The following is a 26,603-nucleotide window of genomic DNA, read 5'->3' as shown; positions in this document are numbered from 1 at the left end:
GTGACGATTTTGGAAAGGACCAGCAATGGCAAAGTCATTTGGCGAATCAGCGAAACAGCTACTCGAAATTCTGGCCCAGCACGGCGAAGAAGAGCAAGTCCGTCTACTGCAGGGGGCGGCCGTCATGCTGGGTGTCGCTGCACCCACAACCCCATCAGCTGGTTATGACAATTCGAGTGCTACGGGCGGCCGGGGCGGCAGCACCGACAGCAACACGGAAGAGCCGGCTACGTTCTTCGCCAACAAGAAGCCAACGACCAAGCAAGAGGAGTTGGCGGTCGCAGCTAGGTTCAGGGAAAATCGGGGCAACGAAACTCACACGAAGGAAGATCTTCAGGAGATTTTCAGACGTGCGAGTATCAATTTTGATTCCAATAACTTCAATCGCGATGTCGACAACGCCAGGAGGGCCGGTCTGTTTTTGAAGGGCAAGGAACTCGAACTTTCTTACAATGGAAAGCAGTTTGTCGATTTGCTTCCCGATCGCGAGAAGGCAAACGAATTCAAGAAGAAGGCTGTCGCCAAGCGCGGCGCGAAAAAGGCTGCGAAGAGGCCGAAGTCCAAGTAGTCAAGTGCGTCTATGACTGATGAGTGACTTAGCGATATATCTCGGCGGTGTTCCGGCACAGCTTCGCGAAGAGTTACTGTCTGCCTATACGGAGATAGTACACAATTACTATGAGCATCGATGGGAGCCAGCAGAGCTGAATGGCGGCAAATTCTGCGAGATTGTTTATTCAATCCTCCGAGGTCATGCGGACGGGGCGATGCCCGGCAACGCGACAAAACCCTCGAATATGGTGGACGCGTGCAGGGCTTTAGAGCGGGAGACATCTCTTCCACGCGGGTTTCGAATACTCATATCGAGGATGCTTCCAGTCTTGTATGAGATTCGGAATAACCGAGGGGTGGGGCATGTCGGCGGCGAAGTTGATGCGAATCAAATGGATGCAACCGCCGTAATAGAGATGTCATCGTGGGTTATGGCTGAGCTCATTCGGGTATTTCATGCGACAACCACGAAGGCGGCAACGGCTGCAGTATCGGCTTTGGTTGATCGGCGTGTTCCGTTGGTTTGGGCGACTGGAGATGTTCGCCGCGTGCTGAATCCAGCGATGAAAGCGAAGGACCAGACGCTTGTGTTGCTTTACTCCTCGGCGAAACCAGTGGCCCTTGACGATCTCGTGAATTGGATTGAATACTCAAATAAATCGTTGTACAAGAAAAATGTGATTCTTCAGCTGCACCAGAACAGGTTGGTTGAATTCAATGATGCCGAGTCAATGGCTGTCCTCACACCGCTCGGTGCAAAGCACGTTGAAACGACACTTCTCAAGAATTTGCAGCCGGGCGGGTAGGGGGGCGGGGCAGCACCAAATTTTCCTGCCCCATACCACACGCGTCCGTCTTTGGACTTCCGTCGTCGTTCGCCCCGCTGCAACGAGCCCAGCCCGCTTGCGAAACTGACACGCTCCCGCCGCATCACTTGGACCTGTGTTGTGTGGCAGCGCGCTCCTTCTCATCAAACCGCCGCCCGCGGCTTCCCACAGGCGGCGATCATCAGTCACTTGCCCTTTGGCGTGTTCCCGCGCCCGGGTCCAGACGGGTTGGGCGTCGTGCTCGGGTAATTCGGGTTACCCCCACCCTTGCCTCCGCCCCCAGGCTTCCCGCCCCCGCCAGACTTCCCACCACCGCCGCCCTTGCCTCCACCGCCCGAGTTCCCGCTACTTCCTTTTGCCATCCGAAACTCCTTTCAGTCTGGGTGTTGCCCGCCATCACCATAATGGCGGCCTCCCAGAATTCAGCGACCGCTAAGCCCGAGGACTCACGGAAGAAGTTTGGATTTGCAAACATCGACTTTCATCAAGCCCCAGCCTAAGCCTCGCGCGTGCGCAGCACCACTACCCTCGCCCAATACCCGCGCGAGGCCTCTGTACACATCACTTGCGGACCGACGCTTCCATCAAATCTTCGGCGGCCGCCCGCGCACCAGGCCCATGATCAGCGAGATCACGAACAGAATCAGGAACAGGAAGAAGAGGATCTTGGCAATTTCAGCCGCTCCGGCGGCGATGCCGCCAAAGCCAAAGACCGCAGCGATGATCGCGATGATGAAGAATACGACTGCATAGTACAGCATAGAGACTCCTTTTCTGTTCAGGGTCTTTGCCTGAACTGGCGTAAGTCTAGCACATACAACGGTTTACGGCAACCCAGGCCGCGCTTGGTCAAATTGTGCGAAACTCGAACCTGTCGCTCAGCGCTCGTCGATCCCGGTCCGCTCGCTCGGCGGGCTGAAGAGGTCGAACAGGTGGGCATCTTCGATCGCCTCGGCCGAGTGCCACACCTCCGACGGCAGATGCAGCACTTCGCCCGCCCGGACATCGACGACATGGTGTTCGGCTGAACCTTCCTGGCCCAAACCAAAGCGCACGACACCCGAGAGCACAACCGTGAACTGCTCGTTGACGTGATGATGCGAAGGGACTCTGAACCCGCGATGCAGAAAGATCTGCGAGATCATCATCTGCTGCCCGATGACGCGGCGCCGCTCGACCTTGGCCATGGGCGAGTCGATCGGCAAGTCATCCCAGCGATAGACCTTTGCGGTTGGCATGGCGCGCTCCTGAGCAATCGTGGGATGATTGTATGAGCAACGCACTCGAAGCGCGCTGAGGCCGATTGATCGAGCGTTGAGTGAGGCTTGAGCGATGGTTTATCGCGTCTTGCGCGGGTTTGGTGCGGGCAATCCGTCGGCGTATTCCCACACCGTGACGGCCAGACGCTGCACTCCCCACTTTCTGGCTCGCGTGTGATTCGAATACAGCACGTCCAGACGGTTGCCCTTGATCGCGCCGCCGCAGTCGAGCACAGGCACAATCTCGCCATCGGCATAGCCGGGAATCGTCAGCATCGAGCCGTACGGCAGCACGCGCGGGTCCGCTGCGACAAGCTGCATCGCATTGGTCCACACCGAGTGCAGCGTGGCGGTCTTGCCATCGGCAAACGCACCGCATGAGCGTGCATCCGGCGAATAGGCGGTCACCTTCATCCAGACCGTCCGTGCCGGGCGAACCGGGCGTCCATCGAACCAGCGGATCTCGCCGTGCTCGGGCCGCACGTCGCGCGACTTCAACTGCGTTGCGTCAACCGCCACTGGCTCGCTCTCAAACTCGGGCTCAGTGACCCATCCGGCATGCACCTCGCGCCCAGGTGACCCCGTGTTCACCCGTGCCGCGTCATGACTCGATTCGAGCCGCACCATCGGCGGGACTGACCCGCGCTCTTTCACCACGATCGCCGAACCCGCCACGAGCAAAGACAGCATTGCCCAGGCGACCGGCTCGAGGGCGTACCCAGCGTGCGCGCGCCATCGGCGGGCGTTCTTCGTCTCTTGTGCCATGCTCTTCCGAGCCTCCCTTGGGTCGCTGACCCGACACCTGCAGCAAGCATGTCCCACCACGCTCACGGCAGGTTGAACCCGTCAGAATGACAAGTCCCGCCAAGCCAACCAATACTCAGAACTTTAGCCCATCCACGCCAATCGGACAGGAATTCGCGCTCTTTTGCCCCTCTAGACGGCTGTTTGTACCGCCTGAATGGGTGGGCGGTCACAATTCTGACCCCGCAGTCATTTGTGCGCCCGATAAGCGACACGGCGGATACCTCTCCCCACGCCGCTACCATTGGCCCTTCTGGAGGCGAATGTGGAACTGCTGCACATCCTGATAGCTTCGCTCATTGGGCTTAGTGCCGGGGTGGTCGGCGGGCTTGCCGGCATCGGGGGCTCGATCATCATGCTCCCCGCGCTCGCCTTGATCTATGGCTATTCGGGCCCGGACAAGAATGAACATCATCTCTATATGGCAGCCGCGATGCTGGTTAATGTCGTGGTCGCGTACTTCTCGAGTCGTGAACATGCAAAGGCCAAGGCCGTGCGCAGGGATCTGGTCAAAGTCATCCTGCCCGTGATGGCGGTGACCATTCTGCTGGGCGTCTTTGCGTCGAACCAGTTCGAGGGGCGAATCGCCAAGGCCGGGCTCGTCATCTTTCTGCTTTGCTACTGTGCTGCGAACCTCGTTTCAGCCGCCCGACGCCGCGAAGAGCCAAAGCCCGATCAGCAGCGTGGCGGGAATTTGTTGCTCGGATGCATCGGTGCCATCACGGGATTCATGGCCGGGTTTCTCGGGATCGGTGGCGGGATCGTCATGGTTCCGTTGCTCCAGATCTTCGCTCGCATCCCAATCAGGCAGGCCATCGCTTCGAGCACCGCCATTATGTGGGTGACGGCGATCATCGGATCGGCTTTCAAACTTTCCACACTCGCAGAACACCAGCAGCACTGGATTGACGCAGTCGTGCTGGCAGCACCCATGGGACTCGGCGCGGTCTTTGGCGCTCGAATCGGCGCGATTCTCACACACAAGCTCAAACTCCCGTTCCTCAAGGTCGCCATCTCGGTGCTGCTCGGTGCGGCTGCCATCCGTATGGCACTGCCCAGCTCGCGCCCGGCAGCCAAATTCGACACCGAAACACATGATGTTCTGCCAGATCGGCACGATGAACCCGCACTCCCAGTGCCGGAACCCTGATGAACCCGGTACGCCATTTGCAAGTACACATCATGTACGCCGCGAAACTGAACCCGGCAATGTCCGAACAAGGAATCGGATACCGTATAAAACAATTCAAGCGTTAACGATCTCAGGCAAGCCATGCACGGATTCATGAACTCAGTCAAAACCGCGATTCTGCTCGGCGCTCTGATGGGCGTGTTTGTCGCTGTTGGTGGCATGCTCGGGCGCGAGTTCCTCTGGCCCGCGCTGTTCTTTGGCGTGATTGTCAACTCGATCGCGTTTTTCTTCTCGGACACGATCGCCATCAAAGCCATGCGAGGCCGCGAGCTCACACCCGAAACCGGCGGCGACGTGTACCGCATGGTCGACCGCCTCCGTCAGCAGGCCGACCTGCCCATGCCTCGCGTCTACCTCTGCCCTCATCAGGCCCCGAACGCCTTTGCCACCGGACGAAGCCCGAAGAAGGCTGCGGTCGCATTCACGCAAGGTGCGCTCGACCTGCTCAGCCCGATGGAACTGGAAGGAGTGGCAGCCCACGAACTGGCACATATCAAGAACCGCGACACTCTCACCTCCACGATCGCTGCAACAATTGCGGGTACGCTCGCGTTTGTCGCGCAGTGGGGCTTCCTGCTTATGAGTGGTCGGCGCGAGGGTGTGAATCCGCTCGTGTCGATCGTTGTTCTGATCATTGCGGCTGTGGGTGCCGCGCTGATTCAAGCGATGATCAGCCGCACGCGCGAGTACGCAGCGGATGCCGAGGGTGCGGCTATCGCGGGCTCACCCAATGGTCTGATGAGCGCTCTGACCAAACTGGAGTCGTATTCGAAGCGCGTCCCGCTTGTGCAGCCGAACCCTGCCCAGAACAACCTCTTCATCGTCGAGCCGTTCACAGGCTCGAAAGGTTTGACAAGCATGTTCGCGACGCATCCGCCGACCGCAAAGCGCCTTGCCGCGCTCGCAAAGCTCAGGTGATGCGGCTGATTCTCAGCGTTTCGTCCCGAGCACATAGAACGACTGACTCTGTCGCAAGAGATCGAGCAGCTCCGCCGGGTCGTCGGGGCCTTCTCCCGCTGCGGTGTTGATCGATACTGACACACCGAGCGCCTCGAGCCTCGCAGCAAACCAGAATGGATCCGTCACGTTGCCGGTCGGGATGCCCGAGTATGGCTGGACTGGTGCACGAGCGCATCCATCGATGAATCGACTCGAAGGCATCTGCCCGGCATGCGCATACGCGTGAATTGCACGCGACAGTTCATCCCCCCACATGTAACACGTATTGTCTGCAAGCAACTCAATCGTACGATCATCCGTGTCGGGCAGCAGCGACCGAATGAATCGACAACGCTCCTTGTACACGGGGCCGGCTGGTTTTGACTCATCGCCAGCGCCAAACTCGCGCGCCCGATACGCTGCCGCCAATCGCGCCAGCGTTGCCGGGCAATGCGGATTATTTGAATCGCACAGCACCAGTCGCCCGCCCCTGCGCAGCACGCGCGCGATTTCCGCAAGCGCCTGCTCAAAACCGCTGCGTGGCATGTTGCAGAACACCTGATTCACATACACCCAATCCATCGTCTCATCCCGTAACGGAACGACACCGCCCGGATTGGAAGCAAAACTGACACGATCAAACTCCATCTCGCGCGACCACACGTCGGCAAATGCCATCAGATCCTCGTTGAGATCTACCCCGATCACGCGCCGCGCCCCGAGCTCACTCAGCAGGCTCGTGCCGAGACCTGACCAACATCCGAGATCAAGCCCCGTAGACCCCTCGAACGAACGAATGCACGGAATCACCGCATCCTTATACAGCGTGATCCAGCCACGGATCTTGTCGTCCGTGTCGTACCCGAGCAGGTGCCCTCGAGCCGATTGCTCGCTCGGCCTGCCAACCATGCTCTCGAGCATCCTGTCCCGCGTCGCGCGCGTACGCTCGACGAGCGCTTCCACATTCACGACTGCGCCCCAGCGGGGACCAGTTTCTTCGCTGTCAACAGTGGATGCAAAACTTTGTACATCGCCTTGGCCGCCAGTCTGTGGCCCGTATGGCTCCAGGTGTTGCTCGCACGCCAATGCGTCGGAGCACCACTGTGTTCAAGATACAAGGCATACGGATCGATCAACTCCATCCCTGCAGCTTCAATCCAAGGCTGCACAACGCGCAGTGTCCGCCGATGCGCAGCCCGGTTGTCCTGCTCGGCGTCACTCCAGTAACCCGCAGCCTCGCCACACTCAACCAGCATCGCAATCGGCGTCGCGCCTGCTGCACGGACGTGATCGGCGTAATACGACAGGCATCGACCGATCACATCCACATCCTTCGTCGAAGTTCCTTTGAGTGTCGAAGGATCAGCAAGCGAAGGAGCGGAATCGGCCGCCCGAAGCCTTGAGCGACGAATCCAAGCACCGCGTGAGCGATCTACAACTACCACTGCCTCGCCATCGGTCCACAGATACCGCCCCGGCGGATGCTTGATCGCAAACCCTGTGCTCTGTGACCAGAGCGCAGGATGCGAGTTTGCCAGTTCATCAGCCCCGAGCCCGATGATGACCACATCATGCTCACGCTCGGCCAACGCACGCTCGCACCACGCGAAGTGTCGGCACAGACCCATTCCACTGAATGCCGCCTTGCGCACACGTACAGGTCTATCCAGCGCTTCGCTCAATCTCGCGCCAACCTGCCGATGGCAGTGCTCCGGAATTCCAACCTCAAGCCCATCGATGTTTCGCCCGCCAAGCAGCAGCACACGACACTCGCCATTGGCATCGGTCGGCAGCGGAATATCAAGCATTCCACGATCATCAGAGTAGTTGATTGACTGAAACTCGACCTGGCCCGCCTGCTCTCCATGAGCCGCCTGCACCGTATTCGGCTCATGCGTCTCCCAGCCCCAGTCCTTGTTGATCTGCGTCGCAACGCGATCAAGTTTCATCGGTGGAGCACCTTTGGCAACCGCCCTCGATCCGTAATACAGCGGATGCACGTTCAGGATCAGCCACACGCCGCCGGGCAGGCCCTTGATTTCCTCGATCATGCGCTCCTGATCGACAAATCGATCTTCGCTCGGATCCTTGGCCACGCGCCAGCGCTTGAGGTGCGCGTCCCACCGCCAACGATTTAGATATCGTGTCGCGCCGTATTCGATGCGAATGTCCTTGCGGCGGAAGAAGTCGTTACCTTCATATGTCAGGCCAAGTTCTCGCTCATCGAGCACACCGAGCGGAGCCCATTTCCCTTCGTGCACAACCTCATCGACAAGTTCATCGCCGGGTTCTCCTCGCGAGCCCAGCGCCAGGCCTTTGCGGTTCTTACCCTTGAAAATCGCGAAGTTCTCGATGCCATAAATCGGGGCCGAGTTGTGCGCAACGGTGCCTGTGATCTTCAGACCCTGCTCCCGCAGCCACGCGATCTCCTCGCGCACGGCCTGCGCGCCATCGAGATACATGTTCTGATACAAGTGCAGCGGATCGGTGTGCAGCGCAATCTCGTGACCCATATCCTGAATCTGTCGATACAACCGAGCCATGCATCCATTGCGACGATGCTCGCCATCGATCCACGAGCCGTAGTACGGCGCGGTATGCAGAATGTAGTAACTCGTTCGAGCGCCGTAGCGTTGCTCGATCTCGGCCTCGGCGACCGCTGCGCGAATATCCGCGTCCACGTCGTGCCGAATCGAACACACGATCTTGTCCGCAGGACACCCGTAGTCGTTCAGTTCGGTGTGAGGCACGAAGACCAGATGCGGAATCGATGCCAGTTCGCGAATCAGCTTCTCGTACTGCGCCAGCACATCGACGGTCACACGACCTCTATCCGGGTGCGGCCCCACACGCGAGTCTGGGCCATAGCACTCAAAACAACTCAGGTTGATCTGCGACAGCACATCGCTCTCACTGCGCCCGCTGTCCACCACGCAATAAGGGCGAATCTGACTCGCCGGATCGCTCGTTACCCGCGTCATCCGAACACTCCCGTCGCAGCCATGATCGACACAAGACCGATGGCCAGTGCAAACACAACAACCGCTATCGCCGCGATGCGCGGCTTGACCCCCACCGGCTGCTCGTACTGGTGCGCGCTCATCGTACCGGACGCATCGATCGCCGACGCCGCGACTGCATGGTGATCTGCGGCTCGCGATGGTGTAGCGCGATCACGCGACGGAACCTCATCCTCCGGCGGCAACTCCAGCGCGAGCTTCAGCTCCGCGCTGAACTCGCGTACCTCTTCGAGCGTAAATCGACTCGGCTCATACCCAAGCTTCGCGTTCACACGCCCGCAAAAATACTCGAACACAAACAACTCGCGGGGCGTCAACTGCAATCGCCACCGTTCCGATTCAAACTGGTGTTCCGGGTTTGCTCGCGCCTTGTCATACTGTTCCTGATAGAACTCCCGATCACGCGCAAACCCCGGCAGCGGCAGCCCCTGGTGAAGCTTGATCATGAACACCGGCCCTGCATTGCCCGCAGCCGCATGATGGTCGTGCTCCCAGAACCTCAAAGCAGAGTCGTCATACTCAAGCCCCACAAACCTCCCCACGTTACTGAGCATCCCGACCTGGTCCGCAAGTATGTCTTCATACCGCAGAAATAACCGGTCCGAACTGCCCGGATCGCACTCCATCCCTTCCATCGCAGGCGTGAGCCAATTCTTGACGCCATCGAAAAACGACTCATTAGGGTGCTTGTGCGCATAGCTCCACGCCACCCCGCGCCCATCGCGCACCAAGTCGATCGGTTTGACAACGATGTCCGGGTGGTTCAGCGCCCGCCCTGCCCCATTTGGCAGGGGGTTGTTCGTTACGATGACCCGCTTGCCCGATACCCGCGATAGGTGTACAAAGAAGTTCTTGTTGCCCAATGTCCTGTAAAACTCAGGCCAGAACGCACACTCCGCGCCATGAACCCGGCATGCCTCAGCCGCCTTCGACACATCCAGCGAAAATGGACGGTCACATGGGCCGAGCGCGAAAGCATCCTTGTGCGAACCCAGCACAAGATTCAGCCATGTGGTTCCCGTGTAACTCAGCGATTGGATCACCACAACCGTGACCGGCGGATTCATACCTTCTCCTCATTCTGTCGCGAGGTCGAGTATAGGTCGCTCTGGCCCGCACTCTATCACCGGGCCTTTCCCGCCATCGCGCCCGGCGCACACAAACCCTGTGTTTCAGTCGGTTTCCAGCACCTCAAGCCCCTATCCTTACCGATCATGCGACCGTTCTTCGTCCTGTCCAGTGCCCGGGCAGGTTCAACTTCACTTGCGCGCATTCTCGATCAAGCCTCCAATGGCTCTTGCGCGGTCGAGCCGGTTCCGAATCTCAATGTCGAGTCCCGCCTTGCCCTCGAAGGAAGACTTGCAGAACCCAAAACCATCCTCGAGCAGTCTGTTCTGCCACGCGTCAAAAGCGCCGGCAACCGAATCTATGGCGAAAAGAACGTCACGTACGCCCCCTTCGTCGGCCTCCTTCACGAACTTTGCGACGCACGCTTCGTCCTCCTGACGCGCGACGGCCGCGATGTCGTCCGCTCCCTTATCGACTGGCACGATCGCCTCTTCGGCACGGTGTACCGCGAAGCCAACGACCCCGGTGAACTCTCCGTGATTGCCCGCCGCAATGCCGCGAATTTGCTTGTCCACCTTGATTCCTCGGACTTCGCCCGGCCCCGACCTCTGCCCGGCGAGCCTCTATACGAACGCTGGCCGAGCGCAACCCGGTTCGAAATGTGCGCTTACTACTGGGCCCGCATTTACGATCTTTATCTCGATCAACTCGCGCGACTGCCCGAAGGCTCATGGATCCAGCTCGATTACACCCGCGCCGGCCCCGACGACCTCCTTCACGTCGCGGACTTCCTCGAACTCCAAGGCCTCGATCGCGCCAATGTCGCTTCCATGCTCGATGCTCGCATCAACTCGCTCAAGGATCGCTGCGACGAGGCGCCGACCTTCCCCGACTGGACACAATGGAACGGCGCACAACGCCGCGACTTCGAGACCATCGCAGGCCCAACCATGCGCCGCCTCAACTATTGGACCGACAACGCCACGCTCTGGAAGCCTCCAGCCTTTGGTGCTTGCTGGCGCGAACGCGCTGCCGATCTCGCTTGGTACGAATGGATGTACGAAGGTCGCCGACGCATGCACGACGACGCCATTTCATGGATCCGCAGCCATGACTCCACCGAACGCATCAACTCTGTCATGGACTTTGGTTGTGGCGTGGGCGTCGGCTACTCGAGCGAACTGGCCGACCGCACCTATATCGGCGTCGATCTGGCAGAAAGCAGCATTGCCTGGGCACGCCAGCATCGCACCAATCCGAAACACCAATACCTCGCCCTCGATTTCATTGCAAACCCGCCAGCACAAGCTGCCGACCTCGTCATGTCGAGCGGCACCATCGACAACGCCTACGACCCCGAACGCTACCTCGACGCCATGATCGCGGCTTCACGACGCTGGATCTATGTCACCTGTTATCGAGGCTGGTTCCCTGAACTCACCGACCACCGTTTCCTCTGGTCGAGCGAGCACGGCTGCTACTACGCCGACCTCAGCCCAAGCCGCCTGCGCGAACATCTCGAACGCCGAGGCTGCACTCACATCTCCATCGCACCTCGCCCGACCGGTCGCACCGACATCCCGCACGAAACGCTGCTCATCGCGCGCGTGCCCGACAGGAGCACCGCATGAAGCCCCCTACGCGCAACGCTCCCGAGGCTGCACATGTGCCCCCCCGAAAGCAGCAGGCCGAACTCCAACGACAACTCGTCATCGAGCGTGATCGTGCAATCCGACTGCGAGAAGACCTTGAACACGCACGCAAGGACCTCGCTGCTCTCTACGCTGCTGCCCAGCGCGCCGGCCTCACGGGCACAAGCGATTTCGATGGCCGGCGCACCATCCCCACCGCCGTGCAGGAACTCGACCTCGGGCCTTACTTCCAACAGGTCCAGGCCAACTATCTCCCCTTCGCAAACCCGTTCCATCACTATCAGCAACTGGTCACCCAACTCGAATCCAACTCGAGAGTCACGCTCGTCCCCTGCTGCGAACTCATGAGCGGAGAATCCTCCGGCGTGCGCGTCAGCCTGCGCCATGACATCGACGCCGACCCTGTTACCGCCATTCGCATGGCCCGCTTTCTCGCAAGCCGTGGCATCTGCGGCTCGTTCTACCTGCTTCACACCGCCATCTACTACGGCCGCATGTTCGGCACCCTCTTTGTCCGGCATCGCGAACTCCCGCGGTGGGTCGAAGCACTCATCGTTGCCGGAGCAGAAATCGGGCTGCACAACGACGCACTTGGCGCACACAACCTGCTTGGTGTCGATGGCCCACACGCCATGGCGCAGGAAATCACATGGCTTCGCGAACTCGGCGCGCAGATCAAAGGCACCGTCGGGCACAACAGCGCACCCGTCTACGTCGCCGAAAACTCTGAAGTCTTTTCTGGACGAATACTCTGGGACCAGTCCGATCCAATTCGTCGCAGGCTCCCCCTTGGAACCCTTTCTGAAGCCGCCCTCGGCCTTTCTTATGAAGGTACCTTTGCGTCTCCACGGCGCATCGTCGACTCTCAGGCCGCCTCGCTTTTCGCGGCCGACCTCGCACACGCCAACATTCGCGACCCCCAATGGATGCGCACTTACCTCACCAGCAATCCATGCTGTGATTGGTCGGTCGATCTGCAACTTTGGGTCGTCGGGCAGGAGCATTGGGTCGCTGGGGGGCGGTTCGGTCGCGATGCCTACTTCCGAGACCGCCTCGCCCTTGCGGATCTTCCATCCGTCATCGCCGACATGCCTGATCGATCGCGATGCGTCGTCGTCCTGCATCCGGAGTACTTCCGAGCATGACCATCGCCGAGGCTCCATCTCCAGTCATGATCGAACCAAAGCCACAGACTGGCCAAGTCGCGCCTTCCTCACATACCGACTGGCACGCATGGATCGCGGACTTCACCGCCCGCCATGGCCGACGCCCACGGATCCTTCACGTTGGCAACATCGCCAACAATGGCTACAACAACGCGAAAGTCCTCGTCGAAGCAGGATTCGAATGTCACGCGCTCTGCTACGACTACTACCACATCATGGGTTGCCCTGAATGGGAAGACGCCGACTTCACCGGCATGGTCTCCGATCACTTCGCGCCCAACTGGCGCGAGGTCAATCTCCAAGGGTTCACACGACCACGATGGTTCGCGCAGGGTCCTCGTCTCTGGGCCGTTGCGTATCTTCTCGCAGCCCTCGAAGGCCGCACCAGACGCGCCGGCCTCATCTGGCGCATCCTTGCCGTACAGCGCTATCTCATCGCGATGCGCACAACGCGCCTGTACAAGCACCTCCGCGTCATCAAACCCGTTGCACATGGCACTCAGACCTTGTTTCACACTGTCCTCGCCACTGTTGCGAGTTTGCCAGGCCGAGCCATGCTCGCTGCTCGAAATAGCCTGTGCTGGGCATTGCGTTTGCCCAGCCGCACGCTGAGTTACTCTGCTCGCCGAGGTCAGACCCTGCGCCAGCGCGTCAGCGCCAAGGCCGGTGCACTCCACGCCCGCCTCGATCGGCTCGAATCCCGCTTCTGTTCGAAGGCCAGCCGTTTCCCATGGCCGATAGGACCGCTCGCCGCCATCGCTGTGCAGACCACAAAATCACCGTTCTTCCTGGTTGCCTTCGTCGTCCTGCTTGTGTGTCTGCCGTTCGCGCTCCTCATTCGTCCCGCGCTCTATATCGCACAGCACCTGGCGCTGAAGTTGTCATCGTGGGCCGACCGCATCGCTCCCGCCCCCTCCGACGCCGCGCGCCAGCACCAGCGGCAACTCGCACGCCTCCGCCGCCGCGATTTCATCCAGCGTTTGGCCCTTCGCGTCCTCGCAGGCATCGAACTGGCAGCACTCGATACACCTGAGTTTGAAGCCGGTTTCAATGCCCGCACCAGCGAACTCATTGCCGACTTCGCACGCCGCTTCCCGACCCGCAAGGACCAACTTCAACTCATCGACATGCTCCCCTATCGCAGCGTTCTCCCGCTCTGGAAGCATCTTTTCGATCACTACGACCTCGTCGAGGCCTACGCCACCGACCCCATTCTGACCATGCTCACCGGTTCAAGCCCGTTCGTTGCCTACGAGCACGGCACCATTCGCGACATCCCATTCGCTGACAACGCAACCGCCCGCCTCACCGCGCTCGCCTACGCGCGCGCCGACGCCACCATCATCACCAATCCCGATTGCATCGCCGCTGCTCAGCGACTCGAAATTCCCCGTGTCATTCCGATTCCTCACCTCATCGACCGCAAGTACTACGACATGTCCATCGCCGACGCCGGCATCCTCCCGCCCGGCGTCTGCCCGCCCTATGTCTTCTCTCCGGCACGGCACGACTTTGACGTCAAAGGCACTCATATTCTCCTCGAAGCCTTCGCACGCATCGCCCCAGACTTTCCTGATGTTCAACTCGTCACGCCCTCGTGGGGTGCAGATCTCGATCGTTCGCGCGAGCTCATGCGCAGCCTCGGCATCGAACATCGCGTCGTCATGATCGAGCCTCTCAACATCCACAACCTCATCCGTGTCACTCGCGGCGCACGCGTTCTGGTCGATCAATTTCGCTACGGTGTCTTCGGCGGCATCGGCCCCACCGCACTGGCTGTCGGTACCCCGCTCGTCACTCACCTCGACCACGCCAAGTCCGACTGGTGCATGGAGCCCCCACCGTATTTTGAAGCCCACGACATCGACTCCTGCGCCGCCGCTCTCCGCGACGCTCTTATGTGCGACGCTGCACACATGCGCGCAACCCTGCACGCCTGGATGCGCCGCAACTACTGGCATGGCCATGTCGTCGAACGCCACGCAACCCTCTTCATGGACCTCATCTCCACTCATCCCAACACCAAAATCCGAACGCCACAAAAACAAATGGAACGCCGATGAAACGCAGCACCCTCGACTTCTTGCGCGACCCGCAAACCGGCAAGCGCCTCGAACTCCAGATCCTCGCCACGCACGGTGACGAAATCACCGAAGGCATTCTCTCCGCCGGCCAGCACTGGTACCCGATCATCGATGGCGTCCCGCGCCTCCTCTTCGGTGCTGTCCGCGATCATCACGCCGACTTCATCGCACGCCACAACCTCGCCGATCGCTTCCCCGATGAATCCGCCCCCGCTCCTCTCTCTACCCAGGCCGCCACCAACGTCACCTTTTCCGACAAATGGCGACGCTTCAAAAACTACGGCTTCGAGCAACAGCACCAGCAATTCCTCAGCGGCTGGTTCGTCAAGAAATTCGGCCTGCAATCCGCCGACCAACTCCCCGCCTTCTACCGCGCTTTCGACCGCATCCTCGAAATCGGACCCGGTTCCGGCTTCAACACGCAGTTCATGGCTCAACACTGCCCCGGCTCGGTCGTCTCCGTCGATATCTCCGAAGCCGCCGTCACAACATATCACAACGTCGGCAGCCTCCCCAACACCCACATCCTCCAGGCCGACCTCATGGCCATACCCTGCGAAGACAACGTCTTCGACTTCGCCATCGCCGATGGCGTCCTTCACCACACCCCAAACACACGCAACGCCGTTGAAGCTGTCTATAAAAAAGTAAAGCCCGGAGGCCAGTTCTTCTTTTACGTCTACCGGCAAATGGGCGCCGCACGTCGATTCTGCGATGCTCACCTCCGCACACACCTCTCTCCACTCGAGCCCGAAGCCTGCTACGAAGCCTGCGAAGGAATCACCGAACTCGGACGCGAACTGAGCAAACTCGACGCAACCATCACTCTCGAAAAAGGCATTCCGCTCCTCGGCATCCCCCCCGGAACTCACAACGTCCAACGTCTCCTCTACTACAACTTCCTCAAGTGCTTCTGGAACGACGCCTTCGACTGGGAGACCAACAACATGGTCAACTTCGACTGGTATCACCCACACGACGCCTGGCAGCACACCGACGACGAAGTCCGATCGTGGCTCGCCGACCTCGGAGTCACCCAATACTCATTCAACGACGCAAACCCCAATGGCATCTCCGTCCTCCTTCGCAAGCCCCTCTGAATCACACCCAGATGACATCGGCCATCCGCCACATGCTCATTGTTCTGGGCCTGCTCTTCGCAGTTCCTCTCGCACTTCTCGCTGCACTATTTCGCCACATCACGCGTCGCTCAACACGCCCCTCTCGCAGCCTCTGGATCACTCAACCAATTCCCACCATCCCCCTCCTGGCCGACGCCGAACGCTCGATCGGATTCACCGTCCAGACTTGGGCTTTCGAAGTCAATCGCCTCGAACAGCGCTTCGACCGCAACCTCTCGAACGCGCGCTACACCCACTTCTTGGGCCCGCTCTCGCCCTTCCTCAACCTCATCCTCGCCTGCCTCAGTTGCGACCGCCTCCATTTCTTCTGTGATCGCGGCCTCCTCCCCCTCTTTCGCGCGCGCGAGTTCAACCCCGTCGAACTCCTCCTCTACCGCATCTCACGCAAGCAACTATTTTTCTGGGCCTATGGCGCCGACGTGCGCACGCGCAACGCAACACTCGCCCTCGGCTCGCCAAACTGCTGCGAGGCCTGCCCTCACCCCGGCAAGTACTGCATCTGTGACGACACCCGCGCCGCAATCAACCAGCGCCGCATCGCACACGCCGCAACCGCCCGCTTCTCCATCGGCGACATGACTCACTACACCCCCGGCAGCAACAACACCCTCTTCTATTGGCCAATCGATCTCAACGATCCGCGTTACGCCCCAGCAATTCCCGACGCCAATCCCGAACGCCCCTTGCGCATTCTCCACGCCCCCAATCATCGACACTTCAAGGGCACCGATCACCTCATCGCAGCAGTCGAAAACCTCCGCACACGAGGCCTCTCCGTCGAACTCCAACTCGTCGAAAACCTCACACACGACCAGGCCCTCGCTCAATACCGCAACGCCGACGTCATTTTCGATCAGTGCCTCATCGGATTTCACGGCTACTTCGCCCTCGAAGCCATGGCCCTGGCCAAACCTGTCCTCTGCTTCATCCGCAATCCACAGCGCGATCTCCTCGCCCCCGACGCCTGCCCCATCATCAACATCCGCCCCGAAACAATCGAACGAGAAATCGAACGCCTATGCCTCGAACGCGAACTTCTCCCACAACTCGGCAGCCTCGGCCGAACCTATATCGAGACCTACTACAGTCTCTCCGCCTGCTCGCAACGTCTCGCACTCGCACTCTCTCATACCGGAGCCTCACTCCCATGAACGCAGTCATTATCGGTTCTACCGGGTTCATCGGCCGCTCACTCTCTCGCGAACTTGCTGCCCGCCACCTTCCCTCGTTCGGCATCGACTGCCTCGCCGACCAGCACACACCCGCTAACTTCGCACTGTGCGATATCGCACGCGACGAACCCATCCTCCCGGATGGCACCGACACTATCTTCTACCTCGCCCAGTCGCCCCACTTCCGCGATTTTCCGCTTCATGCAGACAACCTCTTTGCTGTCAACGTCGTAGGCGCGCTCCGCGCAGCCGATCTCGCACGACGCTCTGGTGTCCGCGCATTCATCTACGCCTCCACCGGCACCGTCTACGCGCACACCTTCGAGCCGATGCGCGAAGATCAGCCTTTCCGTCGCGATAACGCCTACGCCCTGAGCAAAATCCACGCTGAAGAAGCACTCGCTCTAATCCCAGAACTCAAAACCTGTTGCGTGCGGCTCTTCGGAGTCTTTGGCCCCGGTCAACAACGCATGATGGTCCCCACCATCATCTCACGCATCAAACAATCCCAGCCCGTCACTCTCGAACCGCACCCTTTCCACCCCGAAGACCACGAAGGCCTGCGCATCAGCCTCACCTATGTCGATGACGTCGCACGCACACTCGTCGACCTCGCCCAGCACATGCTCAGCCGCAACGACACCCCGCTTCGTGTCAACCTCGCCAGCGACCAACCGACCTCCATTCGCACCATGGCCCAAACCATCGCTTCACGCCTGGGCCTCTCGCCTACCTTCACGATCGCCCCCGCACCTCGCGCCACCGACTACATCGCCGACATTACACTCATGCGCACGATCTGCCCACTTCGCTTCACGCCCTTCGCCGACGCCATCAATGCAACGCTCGAACTCCATGCCTGATTCACGCGCCGCACCTCTCCGCATCCTTCACTGGCCAACCGATGTCGGAGGACATCCCACAGGCCTGTCACGCGCCGAGCGCGCTTTGGGCCTGCATTCCGATGTCGCCGTCATCACACGCAGCCCATTCAACTACGACGTCGATATCGACCTCGATCTAGCTTCCCGCTCTCGCCTGCGCCGCCTCGCAGGCCGCACCTCCATGCTCCTCCGCGCCGCACGAGACTACGACATCGTTCACCTCAACTTCGCCCAACCATTTCTCCCGCTCATGGGCGGCTTCGGCATCGACCTCCCGCTCCTCAAAGCCTCGGGCGTGCGCATCTTCACCACCTGCCAAGGCTGCGACGTTCGCATCCCCGCACGTTGCGCCGTCTGCGCAACAGGGTCGGGTCCATGCTCAATCAACGACGGCACACGCCGCGCCGGCGTCGCACGCTACATCGCACGCTGGAGCGAGCGCGTTTTCTGCCTCAACCCCGATCTCACAGACCTCGTCCCCGATTCCCTCTTCATGCCCTACGCCTCAATCGACCCACACGCCATCACCCCTGTCTTTGCCAAGGCCTACGACCGCCCGCTTCGAATCGCCCACGCCCCCACCGATCGCACCGTTAAAGGAACATCCGCTGTCATCGACGCCATCGCCGCACTCGGCTCACGCGTCGAGTTTGATCTCATCGAGCGCCTCCCGCGCGATCAAGCCATGCTCCGGTACGCGCAGGCCGACATCATCATCGACCAACTCCGTCTCGGCTGGTACGGCGGTCTCTCGGTCGAGGCCATGGCACTGGGCAAGGTCGTCATCTCACGCATCGACCCCGCACTGGTCTCCCGCGTTCCACTCGCAATGCAGCAGGAACTCCCCATTCTTTCCGCCGACCAAAGCACCATTTCCTGCACTCTCGATCGTGTCCTGGCCATGCCCGCATCTCAACGCTACGACCTCGCAGCCCGCTCGCGCCGCTTCGCCCAGCGCTGGCACAACCCACACGCCTTGGCATCCTGGATGCATCAGCACTATCGGTATCGCGCCGATGGTCCATCTGCCACTCAGGCTTTCGACCCCGATGCAACTGCCTTCGAAACCTGAGTAGCAACGCTCAGTAGCGCCAGCCGCGCACAAAAAAGCACCGCTGCGCGAACGCAGCGGTGCCAGTCAAGGATCAGTTCAACTTACCGACGACGACGCGAGGTCATCACGCCGAATCCCGCGAGCAGCATCGTTGCCGCCGCCGGGGTCGGAATCACAACAAACACGCTCGTGCCCCCAGCGCTGTCGTTCGCGCTGAGCAGGAAATCCCAATGAATCCCGATCTGCGACGCAGGACCCGTGAAGGCCGCGAAGTTCCCAGCACCAGCCGGATACTCGTCGCTCATCGCTTTTGAGTCGAATGGCGTCGCAAAGCCGAAAGGCCCCGTGAGCAGGTTCGCAAAAACCGCACCCGCGTCATAAAACGCCTCGAACATGGTCCCGCCAGCAAAATTGCCTGTCAGGTTCGCGCCGTCCCCGTTCGTGTCCGTCAGGGTGATGCCCGACGACGCACGGCCATACGGATTCGCGATCGGTCCAAGATTCACCAAACCGCTGCCCAGTGCAAAATTCGTCGCGGCATTGCCTGCCTGAACCACGAAACTGTGGCTCACAACGCCCGAAGCGCCCAGCATGATCGACCCAAACGACAGCGTTGCGATCGACATGCCCGAGTTCGTGTCCGTAATCGTCACCGGCGCGCCGAGTGACCAGAAAAACGAACCATCCGGAAGCGTCACGCCATCATCCAGCGTCACTTCGAAATACCCGCTCCCCAACGAACTGTTCGCGTCGATGCGCAGCGCGGTCGTCGGCCCAGCCAACGCGCCTGCTGACAGAACGCTTGCTACCCCCACTGCAATCAGCCACCTGCTCTCATGACCCTTCATACATGCCTCCTCCGGCACCGGGCCGGAGCTCAAACTCACACTCTCTCCTTCCGCTGTTCACGGGCCTTCCTTGCACCCGCCCGCTTTTTCCACTCTCGGAAAATCACCCCCGAAAGCGTAACAGCGACACTCTCTCAAAAACCCATCTCAAAACCTCAAAGCCCGGCTGCCGAAACTTCGACAGCCGGGACCCTGGATCTTCTTTCCTCAGCGACGACGACGTGCAGCAAGACCTGCAAGCCCGAGCAGAGCCAGACTGCTCGGAGCAGGAATCACTGTGAACACGCTCGTGCCCGATGCAATGTCAAACGACGAAACGGCGAAGGTCCAATCGGCGCTGATGTCATTGAGCGCACCGAAGATTGCCGAGTAACCGCCGCCATTGGGGCTTTCAGCCGACGCCGTCGCCGTCGAGAATGCACCCGCAACCACCGGGCCGCCCAGCAGACCCGCGAACAGGCTCCCTTGGAGGCCGTTGTAGTATGCCGAGTAGATCGACGCGCCGTCCGGGCTGAGCGTCGCGCCGTTGCCCGTCGTATCGGTGACCGAGACCGCAGCCGAAGCGCGACCCATCGCGGTCGGGAACGCAGCATTGGCCAAGCCCGACGACACCGAGAAGACGGTGTTCAGCGCGCCAGCCGCGACGTTGAAGTTCAGCGAAACTGTTTGCCCGCCAGAGCGGCCCAGATTGCCGATGATGATCGTCGCGCTCTGCAGCGTGCCGACGCCACCGATGTCCACGGTTTGATCAATGGTGTAGGTCCAACGATTGCCTTCCCACTCCCCCTGATCGAACATCACGACGAACGATCCTGTGCTCGCGCCGTTGTTCGCATCAATGCGGAACGCTTCGATGTCTGCCGCGAGCGTTGCGCTCGCTGCAACTCCCGCCGCAACTACAAACGCACTAACCTTGGTCTTGCTCATGTCTAGTCTCTCTCTCTCTCTTGCGGCCCGAGGCTGCGACACCAAGGACCTGGTTACCTGACTCTCTCGCTCGACTCGTTCTCTTCTCTACACTCTCTCTCTGCTATTCAAAGGCCTCCGGAAACTGAAGCCCTTGAATGTGAACAGAATTGCAGGAATTTGCCCCCATGTCAAGCCTTTCTCACTTCATTTACGAAAATTGGTTGGCTTTTCTCGATTTCGGTACCCGTTGGTGTCGCTGTTCTTAGGAACACTACCTCATGCCGCCATGCTCATTTATTCAAACCCCCACAAATTCTCCTGTCAACAGCCACAAAACCCTGATACACTGCTTTCGGCTCGGTGTTGCCAATCGCAGCATCAGAGGGAGAGTCAGGGATGTGGTCTTTTAAGAAGCGGGCCTTCACGGGTTTGCTTATGACGTTCGTGCTTGCTTCCGTGGCGAGTGCTCACGTTCTGCCACCGCAAGCGTCGGAAGCTGCATCTCCAATGTCCATAGATGGTTACCGCGCAGGCCGCCTCATCGTCCAGCTTACCTCAAACTCCCATGTCATCCAGGACCAAGGCCACCAGTTTGTTCTGGACACGTCCAGCGAACGCGCGACCGAATCCACCCGGGTGGCCTCTGCACTCCTGAACTCATGGCAAGTCACCAAACTCGATCGCGCCGTTCACCCCCAGAACGAGGGGGTTTCGCGTGCTCTAGGCCTTGATCGGTTCTATTTCCTTGATCTCCCTGTCACAACCGACCTTGATCTCCGAATCCGCCAACTCAGCGCGTTCTCGGACCTATTCGTCTCTGTCGAGAAGGACCGACGGGGTTCAGCCCACCTCCTCGACGAGCAAAGCGGCGGCTCACAATTCCCCTTGCCCAATGATCCGCTCTTCGAACAGCAATACGCCCTCGAAAACATTGGCCAGTCCATTCGAGGCTATGCCGGAACGGTCGATGCCGACCTCAACGCCACCGCAGCCTGGTCCGTCGTCGGCAATCGCCCCGGCGTCGTCGTCGCCGTGCTCGATTCAGGCATCAGTTTCAGCCACCCGGATCTCGCAGGCCAAATTGTTCAGGGTCGAAACTTCACCTCTGGCAATACAGAAGCTATCGACGATTCGTGGGTGTCTCATGGCACGCACGTCGCCGGCATCATCGCTGCACGCACAAACAACGGAATCGGTGTCGCAGGACTCGCACACAAGTCCTCCATTATGCCCGTCCGAATCGTCGATCGCTTCGGTTTTACGTTCGAGGGGTATCTCGCCAATGGCCTGATCTGGGCAGCCGACAATGGTGCGAAGGTCATCAACATCAGTCTGGGCTTCGAAAGCGCCAACAGCCTCCACCGAGCAGCCGTCCAGTATGCTGCAGCCCTCGATGTCGTCATGTGCGCTTCCTCGGGCAACATTTCAACTGACCCGATCGGCTTCCCGGCCGCCCTTCCAGAAACCATCGCTGTCGGTGCCACCAACAACCGCGATGAAATCGTCGGGTTTACGTCGGGCGGGCCTCAGATGGACGTCGCGGCTCCGGGCCGAGACATTTATTCCACCTGGGACACCACCGCTCTTCCTGATACCTATGAGTACCGCAGCGGTACCTCGTTCGCAAGCCCCTTTGTCGCAGCAACAGCAGCACTCGTCCGCACCCTTCGCCCCGACCTTACCGCTGAAACGATCCGGCAAGTCATCGCCGCAAGTGCCAAGGACATCGGCCCCTCTGGCTGGGATCCTTTCTCAGGCTCGGGCCGCATCGACGCCTACCAAGCCCTCCTTCTGGCTCGCGCGATACCGTTCCAAGGCACCCGCGTGTGCATCGCTGACCTCAATGGCGACGGCAGCGTCGACTTCATCGATATTCAGCTCTTTCTGCAGGCTTTTTCCGACCACCTACCTCTGGCCGATCGCAATCACGACGGCCTCTTCGACTTCTTCGATGTCCAGTCTTATCTCGCGGAATACTCCCGGGACTGCCAGAGACAGGCCGCCACACCCTAGCAATATACTATCAGATTTTTACGGGATCCTTCGTTTGAAGTGGTGCGAACTGGTTTGAAGCCGATAGACTGTTTTGAATGGTGTTGTACACCGTTCTCGGCCGTTGTGGTTCGAAAGGAATTTTTCATGTTTTCACGTCTGCTTACGATCGCCGCTGCCTTGGCCGCAGGTTCGCTCGTACTGCCCGTCGCGTCAGTCGCGCACGCGCAGGTGGGGTCCATTTCCGGGCAGTTTGAACGCGAGACGATCGTCAAACTCCTTCGCCCCATGACCGTCGAACTCACAGGCCAACGCCTTGAGGACGTTATGCGCTACATCGGCGACGTCACTGGTGCCGACATCGAAGTGCTCTGGATGGACGACACCCACGCTATCGGGCTCGACCCGGAGCACACCGTCAACCTTCGCGTACGCAATGCCTCGGCGCTCACCATGATCGAGCGCATCCTCGAGCAGTCAGCCTCCGCCTATGGCGAACCCGGCTCAAACACCTGGCAGTTCACAACCTACGGCACGTTTGAGGTCGGACCCAAAGAACGCCTCAACCGCAACCGCCGCGTCGAGCTGTACGACATCAATGACATGCTCTTCGAAGTGATGGACTTCACCGACGCGCCCACCTTCGACCTCAACAGCGTCCTTCAGGGCAGTCAAGGCGGTGGCGGCGGGCAAAGCCCCTTCCAGCAGACCGGCCAGCAGCAGCGCGGACAGGATGACCGCCCCACCCGTCAGGAAATGGCTCAAACCCTCATCGACATCATCACCGCAAACGTCGAAACCGAGCAATGGGAAGACAACGGCGGCGACGGCGCCAGCATCCGCTTCTATCAGGGCCATCTCATCATCAACGCGCCCGACTACGTTCATCGCGGGGTCAATGGATATCGCTGGTGGCCCGCACGCCTCACCCAGCGCGTCGGTGCCAAGAGCAACCGCTCCATGACGCTCACCAGCGACGAACTCGAACGCTCACGCCGCGATCGGCTCATTGTCGATCCGACACGCACGCCCGCGCGACCCGCACGCGGCAGCATTGCTCCTGCGCCCGTTGTCGAGCCCAAACGCGACTAAACCGCCATTGGTTTAGATTGCCCCCGCACACACAAGGGCTTTGAGTGGCACTGGCCATCTCAAGGCCTTTTTTCTTGCTTGCAGGCTACGCTGTCTGTATCGGAGGGATATGCCATGCGCTTCATCGCCCTGCTTCTGTGTGCGCTCCAGAGTCTCGCACTCGCACAGCCCATCATCATCGACGGCCAGCACAACGACTGGCCCAGCCAGCACGCCAGCATCACAGACCCCGCCGGCGATGCTCTCGGTGAACTTGATGTCATCGAACTCGGAGGTATGTCACGCGACAACATCCTCTACCTTCGCCTCCGCACCACGTCACCCCTCAACTTTGTCGCAGGCGCGCAGACCAACCCTGATCTGCGCATCGTTTTTCAACCCGATGGCGGTCCAATGTTCGAACTCAGCGCACGCGGCCGCCAACTCGTCCGCCGCGACACGGCTCAGATCCTGACATGGGATGCTGTCAAGTACGCCAGCGCTCCTACCTTCGCCTCGGACACCTACGAGTTTCGGCTCGACCTTTCCTCTGTAGGCGGCATCGGGCCTGCGGGCGTCACTGTGTGGCTTGAAGGATCCGACACTCTCGAATCCCCGCTCACTATCCCTGCGGAAAAGCCTGACCCGGGTGCAAATCCGCCCCGCGTCACAATCACGCCCGAATCCCCCGCAAGTGCCGCTGCGATCCAGCCTGGCACCCCGGCCCCGATTCTGGCGCGCCATATTCGCATCGCAAGCCTCAACACCTATGCCACCGGCCTGCTCGACAGCGCCCGCATCCCGGTCTTCGCCCGCCTCCTGCGCTCAACCGACGCCGACATCATCCTCATCCAGGAAGAGTACAACTCGAACGCCACGCAGGTTGCTGAGTTCTTCAACACGCACAGGCCGCGACCCGGCGGCGAAGCGTGGAACGTGCACAAGCGCGGCGACAACGCCATCATTTCGCACTATCCCGTTCACCCACTCCCGAACCACGACGCTTCGTATGCCGCTGCTGTGGTCATCACGCCGCGTGGTCCGATCGTTGTGCTTGGGATTCATCCGAAGTGCTGTGGCTATATCGGCAGCAGCGAAGACCTTCAGCGCATCAGCCAGACTCAGCGCATGGAGCAACTGGTCACCGAAGTCCGCAGCGGACAGCACAATACTGCCGTCGATCTGCGTGACGCCCCGGTCATCATCGGCGGCGACTGGAATCTTGTCGGCTCGCGCACCCCGCTCGACATGCTCACCGAGCCTCAGTTGTCACGCATGGCAGAACTTCCGATGCTCAGCGCCGGGGCGGACAGTTCGACATGGCGTGCGCTGAGCGGCCTCGGCTTTCCTCCGGGCCGGCTCGACCTGATCGTCTATGACGCTGTGGCGCTCACACCGACTTTCAGCGAGGTCTTCGATACGGCGCTGCTCACTGCCGAGCGCCTGGCCGCGCTGGGGCTCGAGGCCGCCGACTCGCGTGCCAGCGACCACCTCATGCTGATCGCGGATTTCCGGTTCGACCAGCACCCGTGAAGCCTCTGCAACCGCGGGGCTGATTTCGCGTATCGGATCGTGCAACCCACCTTGCCCCGTCCCGGTACGACAGGGCATGCGACCCGCAGCCTCCACACGACCCACCTACCGGCTGCACAACAGCGTCGCGACAACACCGCAGGCCCCCTCCTCACGCGCTCGGGCTGATCGATCGGTCAGCTGAGCGCAGATTTCCCGGGCGTGCTCTCGCATGACTGCGAGTGCACGCCTTGCCGATGCGTCGTTCATCCCGAGCGCCGAGACTTCGATCACGCCGCGGGGCTATCGATCTCGGTGACACCGTCGCGGTTCAGCGCGTGCATGATTTCGAGGACGTGGAGCGCGAGCGAGCCGCTGGCGCGGTGGCTCTTGCGTTCACCAGCGAGTGCAGCGGCCATGTCTTCGACGCCGATGCCTCGTGCGTTATCCGCGCGACCTGCGATGAGCGGGATGTCGGTCCACTCGCGCGAGCCGCAGGCTGCGGACGATGCGAAGGCACTCACAGGCCCGCCAAAGCCGTTGGGGTCGGGCACGCGGATCGACCCGCCGGTGCCCCAGAGTTCGATCGGGGGGAGTGTTGTGGCCTGAACATCGAAGGAGAAAACGACTGAGACGATCGCGCCCGAGGCGAACTCGATCAGGCCCGTTGCGTGAGTGGGCACCTCGACGGCGATGGTCTGGCCTTGCTTTGGCCTGCTGGTGATGGTGCGTGTTGTGTGGGTCATTCGCGCGAGGCTGCTCACGCGGCGTGCGGGGCCGAGGAGCGTGACGAGGGCGGTGATGTAGTATGGCCCCATGTCGAGCACGGGTCCGCCGCCTGGCGCGTAATAGAAAGCGGGGTCTGGGTGCCATGATTCGTGCCCCGGGCAGAGCATGAACGCCACGCCGCCGAGGGGCTTGCCGATGGTTCCGGCGTCGATGAGTTGCTTGCAGGTCTGGATGCCGGCGCCCAGAACAGTGTCGGGCGCGCAGCCGACGAGCACGCTGCGCGCGCGGGCAGCCTCGAGCAGGTTGCGGGCATCGTCGAGGTTGATCGTCAGCGGCTTTTCGTTGTAGACGTGCTTGCCGGCAGCGATCGCGGCGCGGGCGATCGAGGCGTGAGCGTGCGGCGTGGTGAGGTTGAGCACGAGGTTGATCTCGGGAGCTGCGAGCAGGGCGTCGGTGGACATGACTTTCGCCCCGGGCGCGAGCGCGGCGGCGGCGCGTGCTTTGGCGTCATCGAGATCGGCGACGGCTGCGACGCGGACGGACTTCGATGCCGCGAGGTTCTTGAGATAGACGCTGCTGATCGAGCCGCAGCCGATGACGCCGACGGTGAGCATGGACGAGTTCTCCTGCGTTTTTTCGTGTTCGAGTGTTCAGACTGTACGGAGTGCCGCGGGCTGCGGTCGATGAGTTGGCGATTCTCGGCACGATTCCGAGGAACCTTCCTTCC

Annotated in this window: 24 protein-coding genes; 14 read left to right on the top strand and 10 right to left on the bottom strand. The window is 60.6% G+C overall.

What is annotated here, in order from left to right:
- Positions 1-25: 25 nt before the first annotated feature.
- Together KF757_02180 and KF757_02175 are read left to right on the top strand one after the other, a co-directional pair.
- Positions 26-568: a hypothetical protein gene (locus KF757_02180; protein ID MBX3321779.1), complete on the top strand. Its 543-nt coding sequence runs from the start codon at positions 26-28 to the stop codon at positions 566-568.
- Positions 569-587: 19 nt separating this feature from the next.
- Entirely contained in the window at positions 588-1,358 is a 771-nt protein-coding gene (locus KF757_02175; protein ID MBX3321778.1) for a hypothetical protein, read from the top strand.
- Between the two features lie 206 nt (positions 1,359-1,564).
- Here KF757_02175 and KF757_02170 read toward each other — a convergent pair whose 3' ends face one another.
- The 4 genes from KF757_02170 to KF757_02155 form a co-directional block, all read right to left on the bottom strand.
- Positions 1,565-1,741 carry a hypothetical protein gene (locus KF757_02170; GenBank protein ID MBX3321777.1) on the bottom strand — a complete coding sequence of 59 codons (177 nt, stop codon included), beginning with the start codon at positions 1,739-1,741 and terminating at the stop codon, positions 1,565-1,567.
- Positions 1,742-1,963: 222 nt separating this feature from the next.
- The gene (locus KF757_02165; GenBank protein ID MBX3321776.1) at positions 1,964-2,140 is read right to left on the bottom strand and encodes a DUF1328 domain-containing protein; all 177 of its coding nucleotides are present in this window, start codon (positions 2,138-2,140) and stop codon (positions 1,964-1,966) included.
- 117 nt (positions 2,141-2,257) lie between these two features.
- Positions 2,258-2,617, bottom strand: coding sequence for a cupin domain-containing protein (locus KF757_02160; protein MBX3321775.1), 360 nt, complete (start codon positions 2,615-2,617; stop codon positions 2,258-2,260).
- A 99-nt stretch (positions 2,618-2,716) separates the two neighbouring features.
- Complete coding sequence (locus tag KF757_02155; GenBank protein ID MBX3321774.1) at positions 2,717-3,403, bottom strand: 3D domain-containing protein; 687 nt, start codon at positions 3,401-3,403, stop codon at positions 2,717-2,719.
- A gap of 304 nt (positions 3,404-3,707) precedes the next feature.
- On the opposite strand from KF757_02155, the gene KF757_02150 reads away from it, so the two are divergent.
- Both KF757_02150 and KF757_02145 read left to right on the top strand, forming a co-directional pair.
- The gene (locus KF757_02150; protein ID MBX3321773.1) at positions 3,708-4,592 is read left to right on the top strand and encodes a sulfite exporter TauE/SafE family protein; all 885 of its coding nucleotides are present in this window, start codon (positions 3,708-3,710) and stop codon (positions 4,590-4,592) included.
- 135 nt (positions 4,593-4,727) lie between these two features.
- Entirely contained in the window at positions 4,728-5,552 is an 825-nt protein-coding gene (locus KF757_02145; protein MBX3321772.1) for a M48 family metalloprotease, read from the top strand.
- Positions 5,553-5,564: 12 nt separating this feature from the next.
- Here KF757_02145 and KF757_02140 read toward each other — a convergent pair whose 3' ends face one another.
- The 3 genes from KF757_02140 to KF757_02130 are packed head-to-tail and all read right to left on the bottom strand — an operon-like array spanning position 5,565 to position 9,660.
- Positions 5,565-6,542: a class I SAM-dependent methyltransferase gene (locus tag KF757_02140; GenBank protein MBX3321771.1), complete on the bottom strand. Its 978-nt coding sequence runs from the start codon at positions 6,540-6,542 to the stop codon at positions 5,565-5,567.
- Positions 6,539-8,554: a hypothetical protein gene (locus KF757_02135; protein MBX3321770.1), complete on the bottom strand. Its 2,016-nt coding sequence runs from the start codon at positions 8,552-8,554 to the stop codon at positions 6,539-6,541. Before KF757_02135 ends, KF757_02140 begins: the two co-directional genes overlap by 4 nt.
- Entirely contained in the window at positions 8,551-9,660 is a 1,110-nt protein-coding gene (locus KF757_02130) for a sulfotransferase domain-containing protein (protein ID MBX3321769.1), read from the bottom strand. Before KF757_02130 ends, KF757_02135 begins: the two co-directional genes overlap by 4 nt.
- A gap of 147 nt (positions 9,661-9,807) precedes the next feature.
- Here KF757_02130 and KF757_02125 point away from each other — a divergent pair, with 147 nt between their 5' ends.
- From KF757_02125 to KF757_02095, 7 genes are read left to right on the top strand one after another with little or no spacing between them, the layout of a single operon-like run.
- Positions 9,808-11,292: a class I SAM-dependent methyltransferase gene (locus KF757_02125; GenBank protein ID MBX3321768.1), complete on the top strand. Its 1,485-nt coding sequence runs from the start codon at positions 9,808-9,810 to the stop codon at positions 11,290-11,292.
- The gene (locus tag KF757_02120) at positions 11,289-12,458 is read left to right on the top strand and encodes a hypothetical protein (protein ID MBX3321767.1); all 1,170 of its coding nucleotides are present in this window, start codon (positions 11,289-11,291) and stop codon (positions 12,456-12,458) included. Before KF757_02125 ends, KF757_02120 begins: the two co-directional genes overlap by 4 nt.
- On the top strand, positions 12,419-14,542 hold the full coding sequence (locus KF757_02115) for a glycosyltransferase (protein ID MBX3321766.1): 2,124 nt from the start codon (positions 12,419-12,421) through the stop codon (positions 14,540-14,542). Before KF757_02120 ends, KF757_02115 begins: the two co-directional genes overlap by 40 nt.
- Positions 14,539-15,663, top strand: a complete 1,125-nt coding sequence (locus KF757_02110; protein ID MBX3321765.1) for a class I SAM-dependent methyltransferase — start codon at positions 14,539-14,541, stop codon at positions 15,661-15,663. The genes KF757_02115 and KF757_02110 overlap by 4 nt, the downstream gene beginning before the upstream one ends.
- Before the next feature lie 11 nt (positions 15,664-15,674).
- Complete coding sequence (locus KF757_02105; GenBank protein MBX3321764.1) at positions 15,675-16,856, top strand: hypothetical protein; 1,182 nt, start codon at positions 15,675-15,677, stop codon at positions 16,854-16,856.
- Positions 16,853-17,740 (top strand): NAD(P)-dependent oxidoreductase, encoded by an 888-nt coding sequence (locus KF757_02100; protein MBX3321763.1) that lies wholly within the window; start codon positions 16,853-16,855, stop codon positions 17,738-17,740. Before KF757_02105 ends, KF757_02100 begins: the two co-directional genes overlap by 4 nt.
- Positions 17,733-18,833 (top strand): hypothetical protein, encoded by a 1,101-nt coding sequence (locus KF757_02095; protein ID MBX3321762.1) that lies wholly within the window; start codon positions 17,733-17,735, stop codon positions 18,831-18,833. Before KF757_02100 ends, KF757_02095 begins: the two co-directional genes overlap by 8 nt.
- Positions 18,834-18,916: 83 nt before the next feature.
- On the opposite strand, the gene KF757_02090 is transcribed toward KF757_02095, so the two are convergent.
- Positions 18,917-19,663, bottom strand: coding sequence for a hypothetical protein (locus KF757_02090; protein ID MBX3321761.1), 747 nt, complete (start codon positions 19,661-19,663; stop codon positions 18,917-18,919).
- Positions 19,664-19,870: 207 nt separating this feature from the next.
- The gene (locus tag KF757_02085) at positions 19,871-20,590 is read right to left on the bottom strand and encodes a hypothetical protein (protein MBX3321760.1); all 720 of its coding nucleotides are present in this window, start codon (positions 20,588-20,590) and stop codon (positions 19,871-19,873) included.
- 489 nt (positions 20,591-21,079) lie between these two features.
- Between KF757_02085 and KF757_02080 the strand changes: the two genes are divergently transcribed.
- The 3 genes from KF757_02080 to KF757_02070 all read left to right on the top strand — a co-directional run bounded on the left by KF757_02080 (position 21,080) and on the right by KF757_02070 (position 25,168).
- Entirely contained in the window at positions 21,080-22,585 is a 1,506-nt protein-coding gene (locus KF757_02080; protein ID MBX3321759.1) for a S8 family serine peptidase, read from the top strand.
- Positions 22,586-22,711: 126 nt separating this feature from the next.
- A complete protein-coding gene (locus KF757_02075) occupies positions 22,712-23,656 on the top strand; it encodes a hypothetical protein (GenBank protein ID MBX3321758.1) in 945 nt (314 codons plus the stop codon).
- A gap of 114 nt (positions 23,657-23,770) precedes the next feature.
- Positions 23,771-25,168 (top strand): endonuclease/exonuclease/phosphatase family protein, encoded by a 1,398-nt coding sequence (locus KF757_02070; GenBank protein ID MBX3321757.1) that lies wholly within the window; start codon positions 23,771-23,773, stop codon positions 25,166-25,168.
- 269 nt (positions 25,169-25,437) lie between these two features.
- Here the strand turns inward: KF757_02070 and KF757_02065 are convergent, their stop codons facing one another.
- Positions 25,438-26,490 (bottom strand): Gfo/Idh/MocA family oxidoreductase, encoded by a 1,053-nt coding sequence (locus KF757_02065; protein MBX3321756.1) that lies wholly within the window; start codon positions 26,488-26,490, stop codon positions 25,438-25,440.
- Positions 26,491-26,603 lie beyond the last annotated feature (113 nt).

It is taken from the genome of Phycisphaeraceae bacterium, from assembly GCA_019636795.1.
Classification (GTDB): domain Bacteria; phylum Planctomycetota; class Phycisphaerae; order Phycisphaerales; family UBA1924; genus JAHBWW01.
This window is presented reverse-complemented; position numbering and strand designations above follow the sequence as displayed.